The organism is Paenibacillus sp. S28 (genome assembly GCF_016624415.1).
Lineage (GTDB): Bacteria > Bacillota > Bacilli > Paenibacillales > Paenibacillaceae > Paenibacillus_AQ > Paenibacillus_AQ favisporus.
This window is the reverse complement of record NZ_JACVTM010000011.1, coordinates 148,512-168,219: the sequence shown is the minus strand read 5'-3', so window position 1 is coordinate 168,219 and position 19,708 is coordinate 148,512. Positions and strand designations below refer to the sequence as shown.

Here is a 19,708-nt window from a genome sequence, read left to right as displayed (position 1 = left end):
CAACACAAAAAGGGAGGAACACACATGAGCAAGGGTAAGAAAAGCTTCTCGTTCGCACTGGCCATGTTGACGGCCTTCGCGCTTGTACTCAGCGCGTGCGGTGGGGGCAACAAAGACGCGGAAAGCAGTGGTTCCGGATCTTCGGGAAGCTCCGAGAAACCGGTAAACCTGATCTGGTACACGATCGGCACGCCGCAAAAAGACGTTGACAAGGTTATGGCCGAGGTCAGCAAGTATACGCAGGAGAAAATTAATGCAACCGTCACCATGAAAATGATCGACTGGGGCGACTACCAGCAAAAAATGCAGGTAAACGTAGCTTCCGGCGAACCGATGGACATCATGTTCACATCCGCAGGCGGATTCGATTACGTACAGAACGCAAGAAAAGGCGCGTTCATGGAACTCGACGATCTGCTTGAAAAATATGGACAAGGTATCAAAGATACCATCGATCCTGCTTTCCTGGAAGGCTCCAAAGTCGATGGACACAACTACGGCATTCCGGCCAACAAAGAGCTTCCTCAGCAAGAAGTATGGCGCTTCAACCAAAACCTGGTGGACAAGTACAAACTGGATACCTCCAATGTACGTTCCCTGGATAGCATTGAGCCGCTGTTGAAAGCGATTAAGGAAAAAGAACCGAACGTAACACCGTTCGCGATGGACAAGAACTACGTTCCTTATGTTCCTTATGACTACATCATTCAGAATCTGCCAATGGCCGTGAAGCTGGATACGACCGATTACAAAATCGTCGACATCCTCGAAACGCCAGAAATGAAGCAGGCGCTGACAACGATGCACAAATATTATCAAGCCGGCTATGTGGCTCCGGAAGCAGCAACAACAGGCTCCACTAGCGATCTGATGACTTCCGGCAACTGGTTCATGGACCGTGCGCAAACCCAGCCACTGGCTGACAATACTTGGTCTGCAAGCTATGGCTATCCGGTTAAATCGACACCGGCAAGTGATGCCATTATCACAAATACTTCGGTTCAAGGTTCGATCATGGCGATTTCCGCGAACTCCGAACATCCGGAGAAAGCAATGGAATTCCTGAACCTGCTGAATACGGATCCGGTTCTTCGCAACATGGTGGATTCCGGTATCGAAGGAACGCACTACAAGAAGGTTGACGACAAGCACATTGAAAACCTTCCAGAGGGCAAAAACTACGACATGCCGTCGTACTCCCTCGGCAACAACATGCTGCTCTACTTGAACCCGAATGACCCGGATGACAAGTGGGAGCAATTCAAGAAATTTAACGCTGAAGGTAAAGATTCTCCAATCCTGAGCTTCAACTTCGACAGCACGAAAGTAGCAACCGAAATGGCAGCTGTACAAAACGTGAAGGAACAGTTCTGGGCATCCCTGATGACTGGTACCGTTGATCCGGAAACCTACCTGCCAAAAGCGATTGCGGCCTTCAAGCAAGCCGGCCTGGACAAGGTCATCGCTGAAGCTCAAACTCAGCTTGACGCCTGGAAAGCTGCAAACAACAAGTAATGTAGAAAAAAATTCAGAAAGGATCGGGCGGGTGACTTAGCGCCCGGTCCTTTTTCAATGTATAACCAATCAATCATGGGAGGGAAACAGAATGGCCGCATTTTTCAAAAACCTCATTAGAAACAAAGTCATGCTGTTTATGGTGCTGCCCGGTGCCATTTGGTTTTTCTTCTTTTCCTACCTGCCGCTGGTGGGTACGATCGTGGCATTCAAGCAATACCGTTTCAACCGGGAAGGCTTCTGGGCCAGTATCAGCAAGAGTGAGTGGGTAGGCTGGGACAACTTCAAGTTCCTGTTCAGCACCAATGACGCCTACACGATTACGCGTAACACGTTATTGTACAACCTGGCTTTTATCATCCTTGGATTAATCCTGTCCGTATTCATGGCAGTCCTGCTCTCCGAGCTGGTCGGCAAAACGATGGCAAAAATTTATCAGACCGGGATGTTCCTTCCTTACTTCCTGTCCTGGGTTATCGTCGGATACTTCGCATTCAGCTTCCTGAGCATGGACCGCGGGATGATCAACCAAATCCTCGGCTGGTTCGGCGCCGAGCCGGTTCAGTGGTATTCCGATCCAAAATATTGGCCGTATATCCTTGTCTTCGTCAGTCTTTGGAAATCCGTCGGTTATAACAGCGTCGTGTATCTCGCCTCCATCATGGGCATCGACAAATCCCTGTATGAAGCGGCCATGATCGACGGGGCCAGCAAGTGGCAGCAAATCAAGAACATTACGATTCCGATGCTCTCGCCGATCATCATTATCATGACACTGCTCGCAGTGGGCCGGATCTTCTACGCCGACTTCGGTCTGTTCTACCAGGTTCCAAGAGACTCGGGTACGCTGTACTCCGTAACCAACGTTATCGATACGTACGTATACCGCGGTCTGAAAACAACTGGCGAAATCGGTATGAGTACCGCTGCAGGCCTGTATCAATCGGTTGTCGGCTTTGTACTCGTTATCGTGTCCAACTTTGTCGTCCGCAAAATCGACAAGGACAGCGCATTATTCTAAATCATTTTTTGAAGGGAGTGTCAGGTTATGGCGGAGGTCATTCAAAGAAAAAAACGGGATTTTCATCATGTTTCGCGCGGCGCGAACGCTGTTCTTCATACGATTGCGGCGATCTTTTCCTTCTTGTGCGTATTTCCTTTTCTGTTCGTCGTCATTATCTCGTTAACCGATGAAAAAACGCTGGCAACGGACGGCTACCGTCTGATCCCGGCCAAATGGAGCTTCGAGGCTTACAAATTCGTATTTCAAAGCGGCGACACGCTGCTCCGTTCCTATGGCGTGACGATCCTCGTTACCGTCGTGGGTACGCTCGTCAGCTTGATCCTGATCTCGCTGTACGCCTATGCGATTTCACGGAAAAGCTTCCGCTACCGCAGATTTTTCTCCGTATTCGCGATTCTTACCATGCTGTTTAACGGCGGGATGATTCCAACGTATATGGTTGTGTCGCAATTGCTCGGATTGAAAGATACGCTGTGGGCGCTGATTTTGCCGCTCGCGATGAACGCTTTTTATATCATGATTCTGCGTACGTTCTACAGCACCAGCGTACCGGAGGCGATTATCGAATCGGGCCGGATCGACGGCGCGGGCGATTTCTACATTTTCCTCCGCATCGTGCTGCCGTTGTCTTTGCCAGGTCTGGCGACGATCGGACTGTTCAGTACGCTAGGGTATTGGAATGACTGGTTTAATGCCTTGCTCTATATCGACAATCCGAACCTGGTGCCGCTGCAATCGATGCTGATGCGGATCGAATCCAGCATTCAGTTCATTCAGCAAAACTCGGCCAACAGCTCGCTCAGCATGGCTGCCCTGCAGTCCATTCCGCAGGATACGTCCCGTATGGCGATGGTCGTGCTCGCTACGCTGCCAATTATTTTTGCATATCCGTTCTTCCAACGTTATTTTGTACAAGGACTTACCGTAGGTGCCGTCAAAGAATAATAAACAACATCACTTTAGGGAGACAGGAGAGAAGTCGAGATGTTGATTTACAAAGACAAGACGAAACCAGCTGTGGAGAGGGCCCGGCATTTGCTAGGTCTGATGACTTTGGAAGAAAAGGTTGGCCAGCTCGTGCAGCCGTTCGGCTGGCAAACCTATGAACATAGAGATGGGAAGATTGAATTAACGGAGTCTTTTAAGCAGCAGGTCCAAAATGGCGGTGTCGGTTCCCTGTACGGGGTACTGCGCGCCGATCCGTGGACCGGCGTCACGCTGGAGAACGGCCTGTCCGCCAAGGAAGGTGCGGAGGCGGTTAACGAAATTCAGCGTTATGCCATTGAGAATTCCCGGCTCGGCATTCCGATCCTGATCGGGGAGGAGTGCTCGCACGGGCATATGGCGATCGACGGCACGGTGTATCCGGTGCCGCTGCTGCTCGGGAGCACGTGGAACGTCGACCTGTACCGCGAGATGTGCCGCGCCGTCGCCGCGGAGACGCGGGCGCAGGGCGGGGCGGTGACGTACTCGCCGGTGCTGGACGTCGTGCGCGATCCCCGCTGGGGGCGCACGGAGGAGTGCTTCGCCGAAGACCCTTACCTGATCGGCGAATTTGCCGCCGCATCGGTCCAGGGGCTTCAGGGCGATGCTTTGGACAGCGACGCGAGCGTTGCCGCGACGCTGAAGCATTTTGTCGGATACGGCAGCTCCGAAGGCGGACGCAACGCCGGCCCGGTGCATATGGGCTGGCGCGAGCTGCTTGAGGTGGACCTGTATCCGTTTAAGAAAGCAGTGGAAGCCGGCGCTGTGTCCATCATGCCGGCGTATAACGAAATTGACGGGGTGCCGTGCACGGTCAACACGGAACTGCTGGAGGACGTCCTCCGCAAGCAGTGGGGGTTCGACGGCATGGTCATCACCGACTGTGGGGCCATCGACATGCTGGCCGCGGGTCATGATGTAGCGGAAGACGGCATGGACGCCACCGTTCAGGCCATCAAAGCGGGCATCGACATGGAGATGTCCGGCGAAATGTTCGGCCGGTATCTGCTGGAGGCGGTCAGCCAGGGCAAGCTTGGCATTGGTGTCCTGGACCGGGCGGTGCTGCGGGTGCTGGTACTCAAATTCAAGCTGGGCTTGTTCGACCGGCCATATGTGGATCCGGAGCGGGCTGAGCAGGTCATTGGCCAAAGCGAGCATGTGCAGCTGGCACGCAAGCTGGCGGAGGAAGGCATCATTCTCTTGAAGAACGAGAAGGATGCGCTGCCGCTGGACAAGCGGGCGGGCACCATTGCCGTGATCGGTCCGAACGCAGACCACGGCTATAACCAGCTTGGCGATTACACGTCGCCGCAGCCGGCGGACAAAGTGGCGACCGTGCTGAAGGGCATCCGGGCGAAGCTCGGCGCCGAATCCGGCCGGGTGCTGTATGCGCCGGGCTGCCGGATTAAAGGCGATTCCCGGGAAGGATTCGATACGGCGCTGTCCTACGCGTCTCAGGCCGACACCGTGGTGATGGTGATGGGCGGATCGAGTGCCCGCGATTTTGGCGAAGGGACGATCGACCTGAAGACCGGCGCCTCGAAGGTGTCGGACAGCTCCTGGAACGACATGGAGTGTGGCGAGGGCATCGACCGAATGACGCTGGGATTGGCGGGCGTGCAGCTGGAACTGATTCAGGAGATCCACAAACTAGGCAAGCGTCTCATCGTGGTGTACATTAATGGCCGTCCGATTGCCGAACCATGGGTGGACGAGCATGCCGACGCGATTCTGGAAGCCTGGTATCCGGGGCAGGAGGGCGGACACGCGGTGGCGGACATTTTGTTCGGCGACGTCAATCCGTCCGGACGGCTCACCGTATCGATTCCGAAGCATGTCGGCCAGCTGCCGGTGTATTACAACGGCAAACGCTCGCGGGGCAAGCGGTATATGGAAGAGGACTCGAAGCCGCGTTACCCGTTCGGCTATGGCCTCAGTTATACGACCTTTGGTTACGATCAGCTCCGCATCAGCGCCGATTCGATAACGGAAGACGAAACGGCAACCGTATCGGTGAACGTGACGAACACCGGCAGCCGTACCGGAGCGGAAGTCGTCCAGCTGTACATTTCAGATAGAGTGAGCGCCGCAAGCCGTCCGTTGATGGAGCTCAAAGGGTTTACGAAAGTGGAACTTGAACCGGGTGAATCCCGGACCGTGGAATTTAAGATCGGCAGGGAACAGCTGCAGTACGTGGGCAGGGACCTGAAGCCCGTCGTGGAACCGGGGCTGTTCCGGATCCATGTCGGCAGACATGTAAACGACACGATGAGCACGGAGTTGGCCGTGCGGGAGGGTAAATAAATGGAACGGATCAGACGCTTTATCCGTGAATTATCGGACAACCGCTGGCTGGAGCAGACTGAGCTCCGCAGCTGGGACATCACCCGCTCTTACTACAAATTGCCTGGCGAATACGAGAATACGGCTCCTTACCCGGAAGGGAAGGGGCTGGCCTCTTTTCCAAGCAAGCAAGGAACGACATATTTCTTCCGGACCCGGCTTGAGCTGCCGGAAGGCTGGCCATCCGAGCCATTCGGGCTCGTCTTCGCTTCGGGCGGAGAAGGGCTTCTGCGCGTCAACGGGGTTTCCTACCAAGGCCTCGACCGCAATCATACGTATGTAACGCTCGATCCTGCCGTGATCGGAGAGACGCCGGAACTCGAAATCGAGCTGTTTGACCCGGTTCCGGAACCGGTCGATCCATTGAATCAGCAGGCCGTTATTAACCCGCCGATCACGTCGGTCACGAGTCTGCTCGTGCGGCCGAATCATGCGGTGCTGAGCCTGATGTATACAGTCACCGTCGTGCGTGACTCGCTGGTGCTGCTGCCGCAGGAAGACTTCCGCCGCGTACGCCTGATGGAAGTGCTGTACCGGGCGATGGACCGGTTCGTGAACCTGGATTCGGCGGCCATCCGTGATGGCAGAGCCGTTGCCGATATTGAGGCAGCGCTTAGAGCAGACGTCCAGGAAGTGGGCGGCAATGCCGAGGGGCTGGAGCATATGGTCGGCCAGTCGCACATCGATATCGCCTGGCTGTGGCCTGTCCGCGAAACGGTACGCAAGGCGAGCCGCACGTTCTCGACCGTCGACCGGCTGATGGAGGAATATCCGGAATACCGGTACACGCAAAGCCAGCCGCAGCTCTTCGCGTTTCTGAAGGAAAACGACCCCGAGCTGTTCGAACGGGTCAAGGCGCGGATCGTGGAAGGACGCTGGGAGCTGGTCGGCGGCATGTGGGTCGAGCCCGACCTGAATCTGCCGAGCGGCGAATCACTGATCCGGCAGATGCTGTACGGCCAGCGGTTCTACCAGGAGGAATTCGGCCGGATGTCGAATATCGAATGGCTGCCGGACACGTTTGGCTACTGCGCATCGCTGCCACAAATTTTGAAGCACGGCAAAGTGGATTATTTCATGACGACCAAGCTAGGTTGGAACGACACCAACCTGTTCCCATACGATTTGTTCCATTGGGTCGGCATCGATGGAACACCGATTTTGTCTTATCTGAACCATGGCGTGAACGAACACACACTGCCGAAGGATGTTCACGATCACTGGCAGTCCTATCGGGAAAAGGCACTGCATCCCGAGCAGATGCTCCTGTACGGGCACGGGGACGGCGGCGGGGGCGTCACCCGCGAGATGCTGGAGTACATCGACCGGTCTGATCTGATGGTCGGGCAGCCGGCAAGCCGTTACAGTACGGCGGCCAAGTTTTTCGAGAGCATCGAGCATGCGGGTCCGGTGCTTCCGACGTGGCGCGGCGATCTCTACTTGGAGCTGCACCGCGGCACGTATACGACGCATGCCCGCAACAAACGCAGCAACCGTAAGGCGGAGGTGCTGTACCGGGAAGCCGAGCTGTGGAACACGCTGGCTGGGCCGAACATGGATACGGCCAACCGTACAGAGGTGACGCAGCAGCTGCATGACGGCTGGAAGCTGATCCTGCTGAACCAGTTCCACGACATCATTCCGGGCTCGGCGATTACCGAAACGTATGAAACGTCGGACAAGGAATACGGCGAAATTTTCGCCAAGGGAGAACATGCCTTGAACGAAGGGCTGAACACGCTGGTGTCGGATATCAACACTTCCGGCAAGGAGGGCACTCCGTACGTTGTCTTCAACAGTCTCGGATGGAGCCGGAGCGCTGTGGTTCATATCGAAGCCGAACAAGGCGAAGGCGCCTTGGCCGCTTATGACGAGCACGGCACGCGCCTGGAGACGGACGCTGTCGAAGGCGGAATCTCCGTGCGGGTTCCCGACGTACCGGCACTGGGTTATAAAACCGTGTGGGTGAAGCCGGAGGCCGCTGTGAATACTGACTCCGCCGGAGTTCAATCGTTCGGCGATACGTGGGAGACTTTCGCTTACCTCGTGCGGTTCAACGAGCGGGGCGAAATCACCAGCCTGCTGGATAAGGCTGCCGGCCGGGAAGTCGTGAAGCAAGGGGAACGCGCCAACCGGTTCCACTTCTTCCACGACCGTCCGACGCTGTGGGATGCCTGGGACATTGACACCCGCTACGAACAGCAGCCGGCCGGTGAGGCGGAGCTGCTCGAGAAGCGGCTGGTTCTGGCCGGACGCACCAAAGATGTGCTCCGCTTCCGCTGGAAGATCGGCCAGTCCGAAATCACGCAGGACATGATCTTCTATCACCATGACCGGCGGATCGATTTCAAAACGCATGTCCACTGGAACGAGGCACACAAGCTTCTGAAAGTGGGCTTCCCGGTCGATGTGGTCACCGATAAGGCGACCTACGAAATTCCATTCGGTTCGCTTGAGCGCGCCACCCACCGGAACACGAGCTGGGAGCAGGCGCAGTACGAGGTATGCGGACACCGCTTCGTGGACGTGTCGGAGCATGGATACGGCGTCAGCCTGCTGAACGACTGCAAATACGGCTATGACGTTCAGGGCAGCACGATCCGTCTGTCCCTGCTGCGGGCGCCGAAGTGGCCGGACGTGACGGCAGACCTTGGCGAGCATGACTTCACCTACTCTTTGCTGCCGCATCAAGGCGGCTGGAGGGAGTCACACACCGTCCGTCAGGCGGCGGAGCTGAACGTGGACATGCCGGTTCGCCAGACGGAGTCCGGTGCACAAGGCTCTCGTCCGTCAACGGGATCGCTGATCACCCTATCCGGTGGACACGTCGTACTCGACACGGTGAAACCGTCCGAGGACGGAAACGGCGTCATCCTGCGGTTCTATGAATCGACCGGTGGACGCGAACAGATCGAGCTGACATGGCCGGGTGCCATCACAGAGGCTTATCTGTCCAACGCGCTGGAGGAGCCGGCCCATCCGCTGCAGCTTCAGGAGGGGAAACTGCAATTGTCTTTTGCCCCTTATGAAATTAAAACCGTCCTGCTAAAGCAGGTTGATTAACGCCATATATAGAAGTTTGGTATAGATCGTATAACAATACATGATTTGATGTGACATCATTACACTCTACAATTCAGCCAAGTAAAGGGGCGTATCGCTTTGGAACAATTCAGACTTCCTAAAATACCGATGCCGGCGCTGGAGATGCCGCAGGCGATCCAGGACGTGATTAAAGAAGCCGAGCAGAAGCTGGTCCACCGGCCGAAGCTGCTGCAGCTGTTCAAAAACTGCTTTCCAAATACGCTGGAAACGACGACTAAGCTGATGGATGACGGAACGACCTTCGTCATTACAGGAGACATCCCGGCCTCCTGGCTGCGCGATTCCGTGGAGCAGGTCGTCCATTACGTGCCTTTTGCCAAGGAAGACCAGGACCTGCAGCGCATTATCGGCGGATTGATCAAACGCCATGTTCACTACGTCTTGATCGACCCGTACGCCAATGCGTTCAATGAGTCGGCCAATGACTGGCACTGGAATACGACGGACGAAACGGACATGTCCCCATGGGTGTGGGAGCGCAAATTCGAGATCGATTCGCTGTGCTTCGTTATTCGTCTGGCGTACCTGTACTGGAAGGAAACCGAGCTGACCGATATTTTCGATGCCAATTTCAAAAAGGCCATGCGCGCCATCATCGACGTGTTCAAAACGGAGCAGCACCACTTTGAGAAGTCTCCGTACCGCTTTACGCGCAACAACGGCATCCTGACCGACTCCCTGCGCAATAACGGAATGGGCATGCCGGTTAACTACACAGGTATGATCTGGTCGGGCTTCCGCTCCAGCGACGACGCTTGCGACTTCCATTACAACATTCCGGGCAATATGTTTGCGGTCGTGGCGCTGCGCCAAATGCAGGAGTTCGCCGAGTGGGTCTTCCGTGACATGGACATGCTCGCCGAGCTCAAAGAGCTGGAGATCGAAGTCAACTACGGTATTCAGCTGTACGGCATTTACCGCCATCCGCAGTTCGGGCCGATTTACGCCTACGAGACCGACGGCTACGGCAACTACTGCCTGATGGACGACGCCGGTACACCGGGCCTGATGTCCATCCCTTACTTGGGGTACACAACGGCGGACGATCCGATTTATCAAAATACGAGACGGTTTGCGCTCAGCAAAGAAAATCCGTTCTACTTCGAAGGCAAAGCGGCCAAGGGCATCGGCAGCCCGCACACGCCGGAGGACTATATCTGGCATATGGCCTTGTCCATGCAGGGATTGACCGCGCAGACGGCCGAAGAGAAGCTGGAGATGATCGCCATGCTGGAAGCTACCGATGCGGATACAGGCTTCATGCATGAAGGGTTCCACGCTGACGATCCGACCGTTTTTACGCGAAAATGGTTCGCCTGGTCCAACAGCCTGTTCTCCCAGCTCGTGTATAAGGCCATGAAGGATGGTCTGCTATGAGCCGGCATATCATCATTCTGTGCGATCCGGATTTCCCGGCTGCGGGCAAGCTCCCGCAGGCCGGAGACTTCCAGCATGCCGCAGAAGTAGCGGTCGTTCGCGCCGAAGAACTGGCTGACGCACTTCGCGGAGTGGATCAAGGTTGTTTTGTCAATTTGCACGCGCCTTATTTTCCAAAGGCTGCCTGGACGGAAATTTCCGCCTTCCTGCATCGGGGAGGCAGCCTGATTAGTGCAGGCGGGGCGCCTTTTAAAATTCCTGTAGTACGGGATAACGGGTCCTGGGTGTCGGAGACCGAGCAAACTGCCTATCATCAGGAACTCTATATTCACGAAGCGCTGCGGGTGGACACAGGCAAAGTCACGAAACTCGCCGTTTCGGACCGCATCCCGCTGCTGAACGGCCAAGAAGGCCTGTTTGAGCTGGCAGATGCCTGGAACCTGGTGCCGCATACGACCAAAAGCGCCGATTTGCCGCAGCAGATGGGCTCAGCCGGACCGATGAGCACGCAGATCTATCCGCTGCTTACCGGCCTCAGCGCCGAAGGGCGCGAGATCGCCGCGCCGATCGTGCTGTGGGAGAACTCCCGCGTGACGTTCGCCGGCTCGCGCTGGATGTTCGTGTTCCTGCCGCTGACCGAAGCGTTCTGGAACGGCAATGGCGCTGCGCACCTGGTCGACTGGGCGCGTTTCTGCGCGCGGGGCGTGACCGAGCTGTCGCTGAAGCCGAATTATGCTTCGTACGAAGCCGGGGAACACGCGGTGCTGACGCTGCAGACGCAGATTTTGCAGCGCGGGGAATCGCGCAGTGCGGCGCCTGAGCTGTGGAGCTTCGAGCTGGGAGTAAGCCATGAGGGCGGAAGCGGAGAGGTCTGGAGCCACCGGTTCCAGGCGCAGGTGACGAAGGAGCAGAACTTCGTGCGCATTCCGGTGCCTCTGGCCTTGAAGAGCGGGCTGCACCGCATCGTATGCCGCGCAGAGGGACCGGACGGCGAGATTCGCGTGCTGCGCCAGGGCTTCTGGGGCCGTGACGACCTCCTTCTGGCCGAGGGCTCGCCGATTACCCGCAGCCGCGACTATTTCATCAAAGACGGGCGGCCGCTGCCCGTTGTGGGCATGACGTACATGACCTCCGACGTGGCGCGCAAGTTCCTGTTCCTGCCGAACGTGGACGTATGGGAGCGGGACATGGCCCAGATGGCCAAGGCGGGCATCAACTGGATCCGCACCGGCGTCTGGACGGCTTACCGGAATATTATGCAAGTCGACGGCCATGCCTCGGAGGAAGTGCTGCGCGCGATCGACGCCTTCTTCCTGACGGCCAAGCGCCACGGCCTGCAGGTGACGTTTACGTTCTTCTCCTTCACACCGGAGACGTGGGAAGGGCTGAACCCTTATCTCGACCCGCAGAGCGTTGAGGCCCAGAAACGCTTCATCCGCAGCATCGTCAGCCGACATACGGCCACGACGCATGTGGACTGGGATTTGATTAACGAACCGTCGATGTTTGATCCGCCGCGGATTTTCTCGGAGGGACCGCGTTCCGCCCGGGATCCGTTTGAGCACCAGGCGTTCGTGGAGTGGCTGAAGCGCCGTCACGGCGATATTCGCAGCCTCCAGGAAGCATGGAACATGACGCCGGACCAGCTGCCCGACTTTGCTTCGGCATCCATTCCGGAAGCGGAAGAGATCAACTTCGACGTGCAGGATATGCACAAAGCCAAGAAGGGAACGAGATGGCTCGATTACTGCCTGTTCTCGATGGATATGCACAACCGGTGGGCCGAGCAGCTCGTCGGCACGATCAAGGAGCTGTGCCCGGACCATTTGGTCACCGTTGGGCAGGACGAAGCGCTCGGCGCCCAGCGTCCGTCTCCGTTCTTCTATGAGCCGGCCGTCGATTATACGACGGTGCACTCCTGGTGGTTGAACGACTATCTGGTATGGGACGGCATCTTCACGAAAACGCCGGATAAACCGAACCTGATTCAGGAAACCGGCATTATGTACGTAGAAACGCCGGACGGCCGCGCCAAGCGGTCCGAAGCCGAGCTGCGCAGCATTTTGGAGCGGAAATACGCCTACGCCTTCTCTACCGGGGGGGCCGGTGCGATCCACTGGATCTGGAATACGAACTTCTATATGGACAACGCCAATGAATCGCATATCGGAGCCCTCCGCGCCGATGGCACGGAGAAGCCGGAAGCGGGTGTATCCTACGACTTTGGACGCTTCATCGCGGCCACGCGGGACTTGTTTACGGACCGGGAGCTCGAGGACATCGTCGCCGTCTTCCCGTACTCCAATGACTTCTCGAACCGCGCATTTGCGTTCCAGTCGACGACCCGGCTGACACGGCTGCTGGCTTATGATCTGAAGCTGCCATTCCGTGCGGCGTCGGAATACCATCTGGACGCGCTGCGGCAGAAGGCGCCGAAACTGATCCTGCTGCCGAGCCCGCATAACATGGACAGCCGGGCGCTGGACGAGCTGCTGGAGCTCGTCAAGGAGACCGGCGCGACGCTGCTCGCCACCGGCCCGCTCGGCCTGGACGCCTACTGGCGTCCGACGACACGCCTTGATGCCGTCCTCGGCGAGCGCCGGCTTGCCAATGTGCGCCGGGAGGAAATGCTCGGCGTGAATGGCCGGCTGCTGCCGGTATCCTTCGGGCACCGGCGGATCGCCGAGGTGGCCAAGGAAATCCCGGCCGCAGGGACCGGCGCAATCATGGACGCGCTCGTGGACGTGCCGCTGGGCAAGGGCCGGCTCATCTGGAGCCCGCTGCCGCTCGAGCTGAACGGCCGGGACGAGCCGATCCTCGAGCTGTACCGGTACGCGGCTGCCGCAGCCGGCGTGGAGCGCGAGCTCGAGTGGCTGGCCGGCGGAGACCTGCCTGGCGTGTACGGCCGGAAGCTCAGCTTCAAGGACGGCAGCCTGTACGTGTTCGTCTCCGAGTACGGCTGGGATGCCCCGGTTCAGGTCAAGGACCCGCAGACCGGAGCCGTCTACAGCTTTACGCTCGAGAGCGACCGCAGCGTGTTGTTTGCCGCCGACCGGGAGGGCCGCATTACGGCCGTGTACCGGCCGGACGAGGTTGACATCCAAGTAGACTAAACACGTTGAGTTGATTTGTACAATAAGGTGTAGGCGATCGTCAGGAGCTTTTGCAGAGGTGGGGCCATCGGAGCAAACGGGATGGGCATCAAACCAATCCTTGCAGGGCAGGGGAAAAGGATAATTTTGGTGCGGGATCCAGGGATCCTGCCCCTTTTCACTGCTGTACCGGAGGCAAGGATTCTGTCCACTGTGAATGGACACTTGTTTTTAGGGGCCGGTGTTATTCCGGCAGGAAGCCCGCTGTCTTATTGGGCAAAAGGGCTTTTGGCAGCAATAGCCGGCTTTTGAATGTTGGGCCCCTGGCGTCCTCCTATTTGGGGAGTTTTTTGGGATTGATCGCCAAAACTGGGCAATCGGCAGGGGTTTTTTATAAACTTTCAATCGAAGGTTCAGGCCTGCAGAAATCGTCTGATGTACGGATCGCCAAATTTTTTTCTTCTATTATATATAGGTTATATTTAAGACTTACTTTGAATGTTAATTTGTACGCGATGGATGGACACTTGCGGAAGGAGATGCTTATATCCGTAAGTCATCCATGCCAGCGTCCGGCCATCCATGACAGTGCAAATTTATCCAGGGCAGGGTTTGGCTATGAGCTGGACCTTAGCCCAATATGTTGATCTGCAAGCAGGGGATGAGAGTTCCGATCGGGAACAAGCCGCCCAAGGAAAGGAGACCCGATTTTTATGTCAAACAAGCCGAAACGAACGGCGCATATCATCTCCCATACTCACTGGGACCGGGAATGGTATTTGCCCTATGAAAAACATCATGTCCGTCTCATCCGTCTGATGGACGTGCTGATGGATACATTGGAGAACGATACGGAGTACAAGAGCTTTTACCTGGACGGGCAAACGATTATTCTGGAGGATTACCTTCAGGTGCGTCCCGAGCAGAAGGAACGGCATGAAAAATACATCCGCGAAGGCCGCATTTTTATCGGCCCGTGGTATATTTTGCAGGATGCGTTCCTGACCAGCGGTGAGGCCAACATCCGCAACATGCAAATCGGCCATAAGGACGCCCGCCGTTACGGGCAAATTTCCAAGGTGGGATATTTCCCCGACACCTTTGGCATCGTCGGCCAGGCGCCGCAGCTGATGCGCCAATCCGGCATCGATAACGCCTTGTTCGGCCGCGGCGTCAAGCCGACCGGCTTTAACAATACTGTTGCCGACTCTGAGTATGAGTCTTCCTTCTCGGAGCTCATCTGGGAAGGTCCGGACGGCTCCAAGGTGCTCGGCATTCTGTTTGCCAACTGGTACAGCAACGGCAACGAAATTCCGGCCGATCCCGAAGAGGCGAAGGCGTTCTGGGACCGGAAGCTGGCGGACGCGGAGAAGTACGCGTCGACGCCAGAGCTCCTCTTCATGAACGGCTGCGACCACCAGCCGATCCAGACCGATTTGGCTGAGGCGCTGGAGACTGCGCGCAAGCTGTATCCGGACACGGAGTTCGTTCACTCGAATTTCCCGCAGTATTTGGAATCGGTCAAAGGCCATCAAGAGAACGAGCTGTCCGTCGTGCGCGGCGAGCTTCGTAGCCAGCGGACCGACGGATGGGGGACGCTTGTGAACACGGCGTCTGCCCGCGTATATCTCAAGCAGATGAACCAGCATGGCCAGGCGCTGCTGGAAAAGGTAGCTGAGCCGCTGGCGGCGTATGCCCACCTGACCGGTCAGGCCTACCCGCACCACCTGTTTACGTATGCATGGAAAACGCTGATGCAGAACCATCCGCATGACAGCATCTGCGGCTGCAGCGTCGATGAGGTTCACCGCGAGATGGTAACCCGCTTTGCGAAGAGCCGCGACGTGGCGGAATCGATCATTGAAGACAGCAAGCGGGCGGTGGCCGATGCGGTGGATACGTCATCCTTCGCGCAGTATGGCGAAGATGCGCTGCCGTTTGTGGTGTTTAACACTACCGGATGGGAGCGGACCGGCACCGTATCCGTTGAGCTGGACGTACAGCGGATTTACTTCCGAGACGGCATCCCGCTGGACGAAATCAGCCGCCGGATTCAGGCGCTCGAGCTTGGTGAGCGTGTGGTGCTGGACCCGAGCGGAAAGCCGGTGCCTTTTACGCTCGAGGATCTGGGCCAGCGCTTCGGCTACGATCTGCCGGATGACCGGTTCCGTCAGCCATATATGGCGCGTGCCGTGCGAATTACGCTGCAGGCTAACGCCGTTCCGGCGCACGGGCTCCGGGCCTATGCACTCGTGTCTGGCCAGGCAGCGGCGCAGCACTCGGACAATGCTTCAGCATCGCTGATCACCGGGAACAACGTGATGGAAAATAGCATCCTGCGGGTAGCAGCTCAGCCGAACGGAAGCCTTACGGTAACCGACAAGCGAAACGGACGCGAATACCGTGACCTGCTCGTTTACGAGGATACCGGGGACATCGGCAACGAATACATGTACAAGCAGCCTGAAGGTGAAGCTCCGCTGACGACGCGCGATCTGCAAGCATCGATCCGGGTTGTGGAAGATACGCCTTTCCGCGCTACGCTCGAAATCGTTCATGACTGGGAGGTACCGGCATCGGCGGATGAGCTTCTTCAGAAGGAGCAGATCGAAGTGGTCTACTATCCGGAGCGCAAAGCTCAACGGGTGAAAGAAACCGTGCCGATGAAGATCCGTACCCTGGTACGTCTGGAGAAGGATGGCAAGGGCGTTAAAGTGGAGGCCTCGTTTAACAACCAGGCGAAGGATCACCGCGTCCGCGCATTGTTCCCGACTGACATTGAAGCCAGCCGGCACCGCGTGGACTCCATGTTTGAAATCGTGACACGGGATAATCAGCCCGCGATCGAATGGCAGAATCCGAGCAACGCCCAGCATCAGCAGGCTTTTGTCGATGTGAGCGGGGAGACAGCCGGCCTGGCGGTAGCCAACCTCGGCTTGAACGAGTATGAAGTGCTGCGGGACGGCCGGAATACTATCGCGGTCACGCTGCTTCGTTCGGTCGGAGAATTGGGCGACTGGGGCTGGTTCCCGACGCCGGAGGCTCAATGCCTTGGCGAACATGCCGTTCAGCTTGAAATCATTCCGCATGACGGCCGCGGGGAGGAGTCCGGAGCTTACGCGGAAGCTTACCAATTCCAAATTCCGTGGACAAGCGTGCAAACCGGAATTCATACCGGCGATCTGTCTGCGGTACATGCTCCTTTTGCCTGGAGCGGTGAGGGAGTCGCCTTCTCGGCGTGGACCGTTAACGAGGATTCCGGAGACCATATGCTTCGCTGGTACAACATGAAACAGCAGCCTGCCAGCCTTCGGTTAGAATGGCCTCAATCGGTGAGCCGTGCATATAAAACGACCATTCTGGAAGAGACGGAAGGCGCTTCGGTAGAACAGCTGTCTGAGTCTTTGGAGCTGGAAGCGGGACCTTGCGAAATCGTGACGATAGGCATTGAGCGCTAGTATGTTTAACTAGATGGAATAATTTAGTATTCATAGATTTATTCAAAAAGTGATTTATAATAGGGGTGTGAGGGGGGCTTTTTTCCCCCTCCGGCAACCCCGGCTCCTTGACAATTTAAACATTCCAATTCCCATCTACTTACCAGAATTACCCGCTATTTTTATAATTGACAGATGATTTATGTTCCAGTAAATTTGAACGTAATCAATTGTTGATTTGCAAGAGATGACGCGGAAGATTCCTATGCTGTTAGCCTGTGGCTTCCATAATTTACAAGAAACCTCGCTACTGTGTCACAGAACCTAACATGCATTTTTATGTATTCTCAATGTAAGCGGTTTATACTTTGAACATTTTGAGAACTTGGATATTCCAGACGTCAAACCTTCCTGTTTTTAACATTTAAATTTGGTGAAAACGGATCGCCTCTTTCATCAAAATCCCATTGATACAGCTAATATTGAGCCATTTTAAAAAATATATTAAAACCGCCCAAAAAAAATATTGACGTGATATTAATTTACACGTATTATTTACATTAAATTTATTAGGAAGTTTTAACCATTTCATATATAGTCCTTTTTGCTGATTCAAATTGACCGATGGTCATTTAAAGCATTAATGCTTTATTGCGCTATAATGCACTGCGCGTCCACGTCGCGGAATCTACCGTCCTTTATTGCTGCACGATCCCGCATCGGTCCTGCCTTACTTCTGGATATATTATTTTTTAATATATTGCTTTACCTTGCTACCGTCGTCTTGTTGCAATATGAAAGGTCTACAAGAGGGGGAATTGTTTCAACGTCATTCGGGGGTCGGTTACGGTAACCGAAGTAGGTGTAAAGTCCCTAATGGTTTTCGCGGCCAGATCGCTTGAGACCATTGGAGAGGTCTTGGGTTGTTCTCGTATCTTATGCGGGACGCCATTATTTTTCAAATCATAAAGGGGAGGAAAATGGTACATGACAAGCAAGAAAAAATGGCTCTCATTACTCGTTTCATTATCGGTAGTCAGCACGCTGTTCGTAGGATGCGGCAGCAAGGATGAAGCAAGCAGCACACCTAAAGACGAGGGTAACACCGATTCGTCTGCGACTACGGGCACGGAGGGAACTAAAGAGGCGACCGGTCCGGTGGACGGCGGAACGCTGACTTACGGAAGTTTCTCCGACATCGTTAGCGTAAACCCACTGTTCGTTCAAGATACAGCATCTGGTGATGCTGCGGAGTTCATGTATGCCAAGCTGTATGACATTAACCGTACAGGTGAAGTCGTAGCCGAGCCTTGGTCTATTGCCGCTGAGCCGATGACGATTTCCGAAGATGGACTTACGTATACCATCAAGCTGAAAGATTCGGCGAAATGGAGCGACGGCGAAGCGATTACGGCCGACGACGTCGTCTTCACATTCAATTCGATTAAGGACCCTAAAGTCGGATCCCCTGGAATGTCCGGATTTGACAAGGTAACGAAAATCGAGAAAGTGGATGACCTTACCGTTAAAATTACGCTGAAACAAGTCTACGCTCCATTCCAATATGTTTTGTCTACCCAAATCGTTCCGGAGCACATCCTGAAGGACGTTAAGCCTGAAGAGCTGCAAAAGAACGTATACGGAACCGATCCGGCCAAAACGGTATCCAGCGGTCCTTGGGTATGGAAAGAGTGGAAGCAGAAGCAGTACCTTTCCTTCGAAAGAAACCCGAACTACTGGGGTCCTAAACCTCATATCGACAAGATCGTATATAAAATCTATGCCGACCAAAACACAGAAGTTCAAGCCCTTATCAAAGGCGACGTTGACCTTCTGGGCGGTATCCCGGTAACCCAAGTCGACGCCGTGAAGAGCAGAGACGGCTTGACTGTTATCCAGGAGCCAGGTCCGCAATACGAGTACCTCGGATTCAACTTCAACCCGGACAACTTCAAGGACAAGTTTGTTCCTTGGGCTGGACAAAAAACAAGACAAGCGATTGCTTACGCGCTTAACCGTCAAGGCATGATCGACAACGTTCTGAAAGGTACAGGCAAGCTGATGAACGCTCCGTTCCTGCCAGGTTCCTGGGCAGATCCGGGCGATGCGGCGGTCAACTATGCCTTTGATCCGGAAAAAGCGAAGCAGCTGCTGGCTGAAGACGGATGGACTGCAGGCAGCGACGGCATCCTGACGAAAGACGGACACCGTTTCTCCTTCGAACTTCAATACAACTCGGGTAACAGCCGCCGTGAGCAAGTGGCGAGCGTAATCCAACAAAACCTGAAGGATGTAGGGATTGAAGTTGTTCCTAAAGCGCTCGACTTCGCTGCATGGGTTGACCAAAACCTGACTCCAGGTAAATACCCGGCAATCCTGATGGGATGGTCCCTGAACAACCCGGATCCGGACGGAGAAACAACGTTCAGCTCGAAGTACTTCCCGCCGGCTGGTCAGAACCAAGGTTTCTATAAGAACGAAAAACTCGACAAGCTGTGGGAAGAGGGAACGGCTGTCGTAGACCAAGAGAAGCGTAAAGAGATTTACAAACAAATCGGTCAAGAGATTTCGACGGACCTTCCATACGTGTTCATGTACCAATACGGTACGCCAACCGCGTATAACAGCAGCAAGGTGAAATTTGCGGAAGAGGATGCTCCTGAATCCTCCCTGGCTTACGGATACTTCTTCCACCTGATCAACTGGTGGGTAGACGCAAAATAATAGACAACATAGGAAGTAACAACGGTGCTAGAGGGGGAGGAAACTTCCCCTCCACCCTTTTTTGTGTTTAAAAAAGGATGATGGTTAGGCGTCCGTGTCCGTATCAT

At 55.5% G+C, this 19,708-nt stretch carries 10 protein-coding genes; all 10 read left to right on the top strand.

The features are described from left to right. Window positions 1-24: 24 nt before the first annotated feature. The 10 genes from IAE55_RS24120 to IAE55_RS24075 all read left to right on the top strand — a co-directional run bounded on the left by IAE55_RS24120 (window position 25) and on the right by IAE55_RS24075 (window position 19,601). Window positions 25-1,515, top strand: coding sequence for an ABC transporter substrate-binding protein (locus tag IAE55_RS24120; RefSeq protein WP_200634107.1), 1,491 nt, complete (start codon window positions 25-27; stop codon window positions 1,513-1,515). A gap of 91 nt (window positions 1,516-1,606) precedes the next feature. Beyond that, window positions 1,607-2,536: an ABC transporter permease gene (locus IAE55_RS24115; protein ID WP_116233192.1), complete on the top strand. Its 930-nt coding sequence runs from the start codon at window positions 1,607-1,609 to the stop codon at window positions 2,534-2,536. Between the two features lie 27 nt (window positions 2,537-2,563). Then, a complete protein-coding gene (locus IAE55_RS24110; protein ID WP_076172477.1) occupies window positions 2,564-3,484 on the top strand; it encodes a carbohydrate ABC transporter permease in 921 nt (306 codons plus the stop codon). Window positions 3,485-3,523: 39 nt separating this feature from the next. Beyond that, on the top strand, window positions 3,524-5,827 hold the full coding sequence (locus IAE55_RS24105) for a glycoside hydrolase family 3 N-terminal domain-containing protein (protein ID WP_200634106.1): 2,304 nt from the start codon (window positions 3,524-3,526) through the stop codon (window positions 5,825-5,827). Next, window positions 5,828-8,929, top strand: a complete 3,102-nt coding sequence (locus IAE55_RS24100; RefSeq protein ID WP_200634105.1) for an alpha-mannosidase — start codon at window positions 5,828-5,830, stop codon at window positions 8,927-8,929. It begins immediately after the preceding gene. Window positions 8,930-9,028: 99 nt separating this feature from the next. After that, window positions 9,029-10,348 (top strand): glycoside hydrolase family 125 protein, encoded by a 1,320-nt coding sequence (locus IAE55_RS24095; RefSeq protein ID WP_200634104.1) that lies wholly within the window; start codon window positions 9,029-9,031, stop codon window positions 10,346-10,348. Beyond that, on the top strand, window positions 10,345-13,461 hold the full coding sequence (locus tag IAE55_RS24090) for a beta-galactosidase (protein ID WP_200634103.1): 3,117 nt from the start codon (window positions 10,345-10,347) through the stop codon (window positions 13,459-13,461). Before IAE55_RS24095 ends, IAE55_RS24090 begins: the two co-directional genes overlap by 4 nt. Window positions 13,462-13,542: 81 nt before the next feature. Further along, on the top strand, window positions 13,543-13,752 hold the full coding sequence (locus IAE55_RS24085) for a hypothetical protein (RefSeq protein ID WP_200634102.1): 210 nt from the start codon (window positions 13,543-13,545) through the stop codon (window positions 13,750-13,752). Between the two features lie 401 nt (window positions 13,753-14,153). Continuing rightward, window positions 14,154-16,898 carry an alpha-mannosidase gene (locus IAE55_RS24080; protein WP_200634101.1) on the top strand — a complete coding sequence of 915 codons (2,745 nt, stop codon included), beginning with the start codon at window positions 14,154-14,156 and terminating at the stop codon, window positions 16,896-16,898. A 966-nt stretch (window positions 16,899-17,864) separates the two neighbouring features. Continuing rightward, window positions 17,865-19,601, top strand: a complete 1,737-nt coding sequence (locus IAE55_RS24075; RefSeq protein WP_200634100.1) for a peptide-binding protein — start codon at window positions 17,865-17,867, stop codon at window positions 19,599-19,601. The last annotated feature ends 107 nt before the right edge of the window (window positions 19,602-19,708 follow it).

What these genes read in the sequence shown, in the direction of transcription:
- IAE55_RS24120 (WP_200634107.1), top strand. Translation starts at nt 25, where the DNA reads ATGAGCAAGGGTAAGAAAAGCTTCTCGTTCGCACTGGCCATGTTGACG.
- IAE55_RS24115 (WP_116233192.1), top strand. Translation starts at nt 1,607, where the DNA reads ATGGCCGCATTTTTCAAAAACCTCATTAGAAACAAAGTCATGCTGTTT.
- IAE55_RS24110 (WP_076172477.1), top strand. Translation starts at nt 2,564, where the DNA reads ATGGCGGAGGTCATTCAAAGAAAAAAACGGGATTTTCATCATGTTTCG.
- IAE55_RS24105 (WP_200634106.1), top strand. Translation starts at nt 3,524, where the DNA reads ATGTTGATTTACAAAGACAAGACGAAACCAGCTGTGGAGAGGGCCCGG.
- IAE55_RS24100 (WP_200634105.1), top strand. Translation starts at nt 5,828, where the DNA reads ATGGAACGGATCAGACGCTTTATCCGTGAATTATCGGACAACCGCTGG.
- IAE55_RS24090 (WP_200634103.1), top strand. Translation starts at nt 10,345, where the DNA reads ATGAGCCGGCATATCATCATTCTGTGCGATCCGGATTTCCCGGCTGCG.
- IAE55_RS24085 (WP_200634102.1), top strand. Translation starts at nt 13,543, where the DNA reads ATGGGCATCAAACCAATCCTTGCAGGGCAGGGGAAAAGGATAATTTTG.
- IAE55_RS24080 (WP_200634101.1), top strand. Translation starts at nt 14,154, where the DNA reads ATGTCAAACAAGCCGAAACGAACGGCGCATATCATCTCCCATACTCAC.
- IAE55_RS24075 (WP_200634100.1), top strand. Translation starts at nt 17,865, where the DNA reads ATGACAAGCAAGAAAAAATGGCTCTCATTACTCGTTTCATTATCGGTA.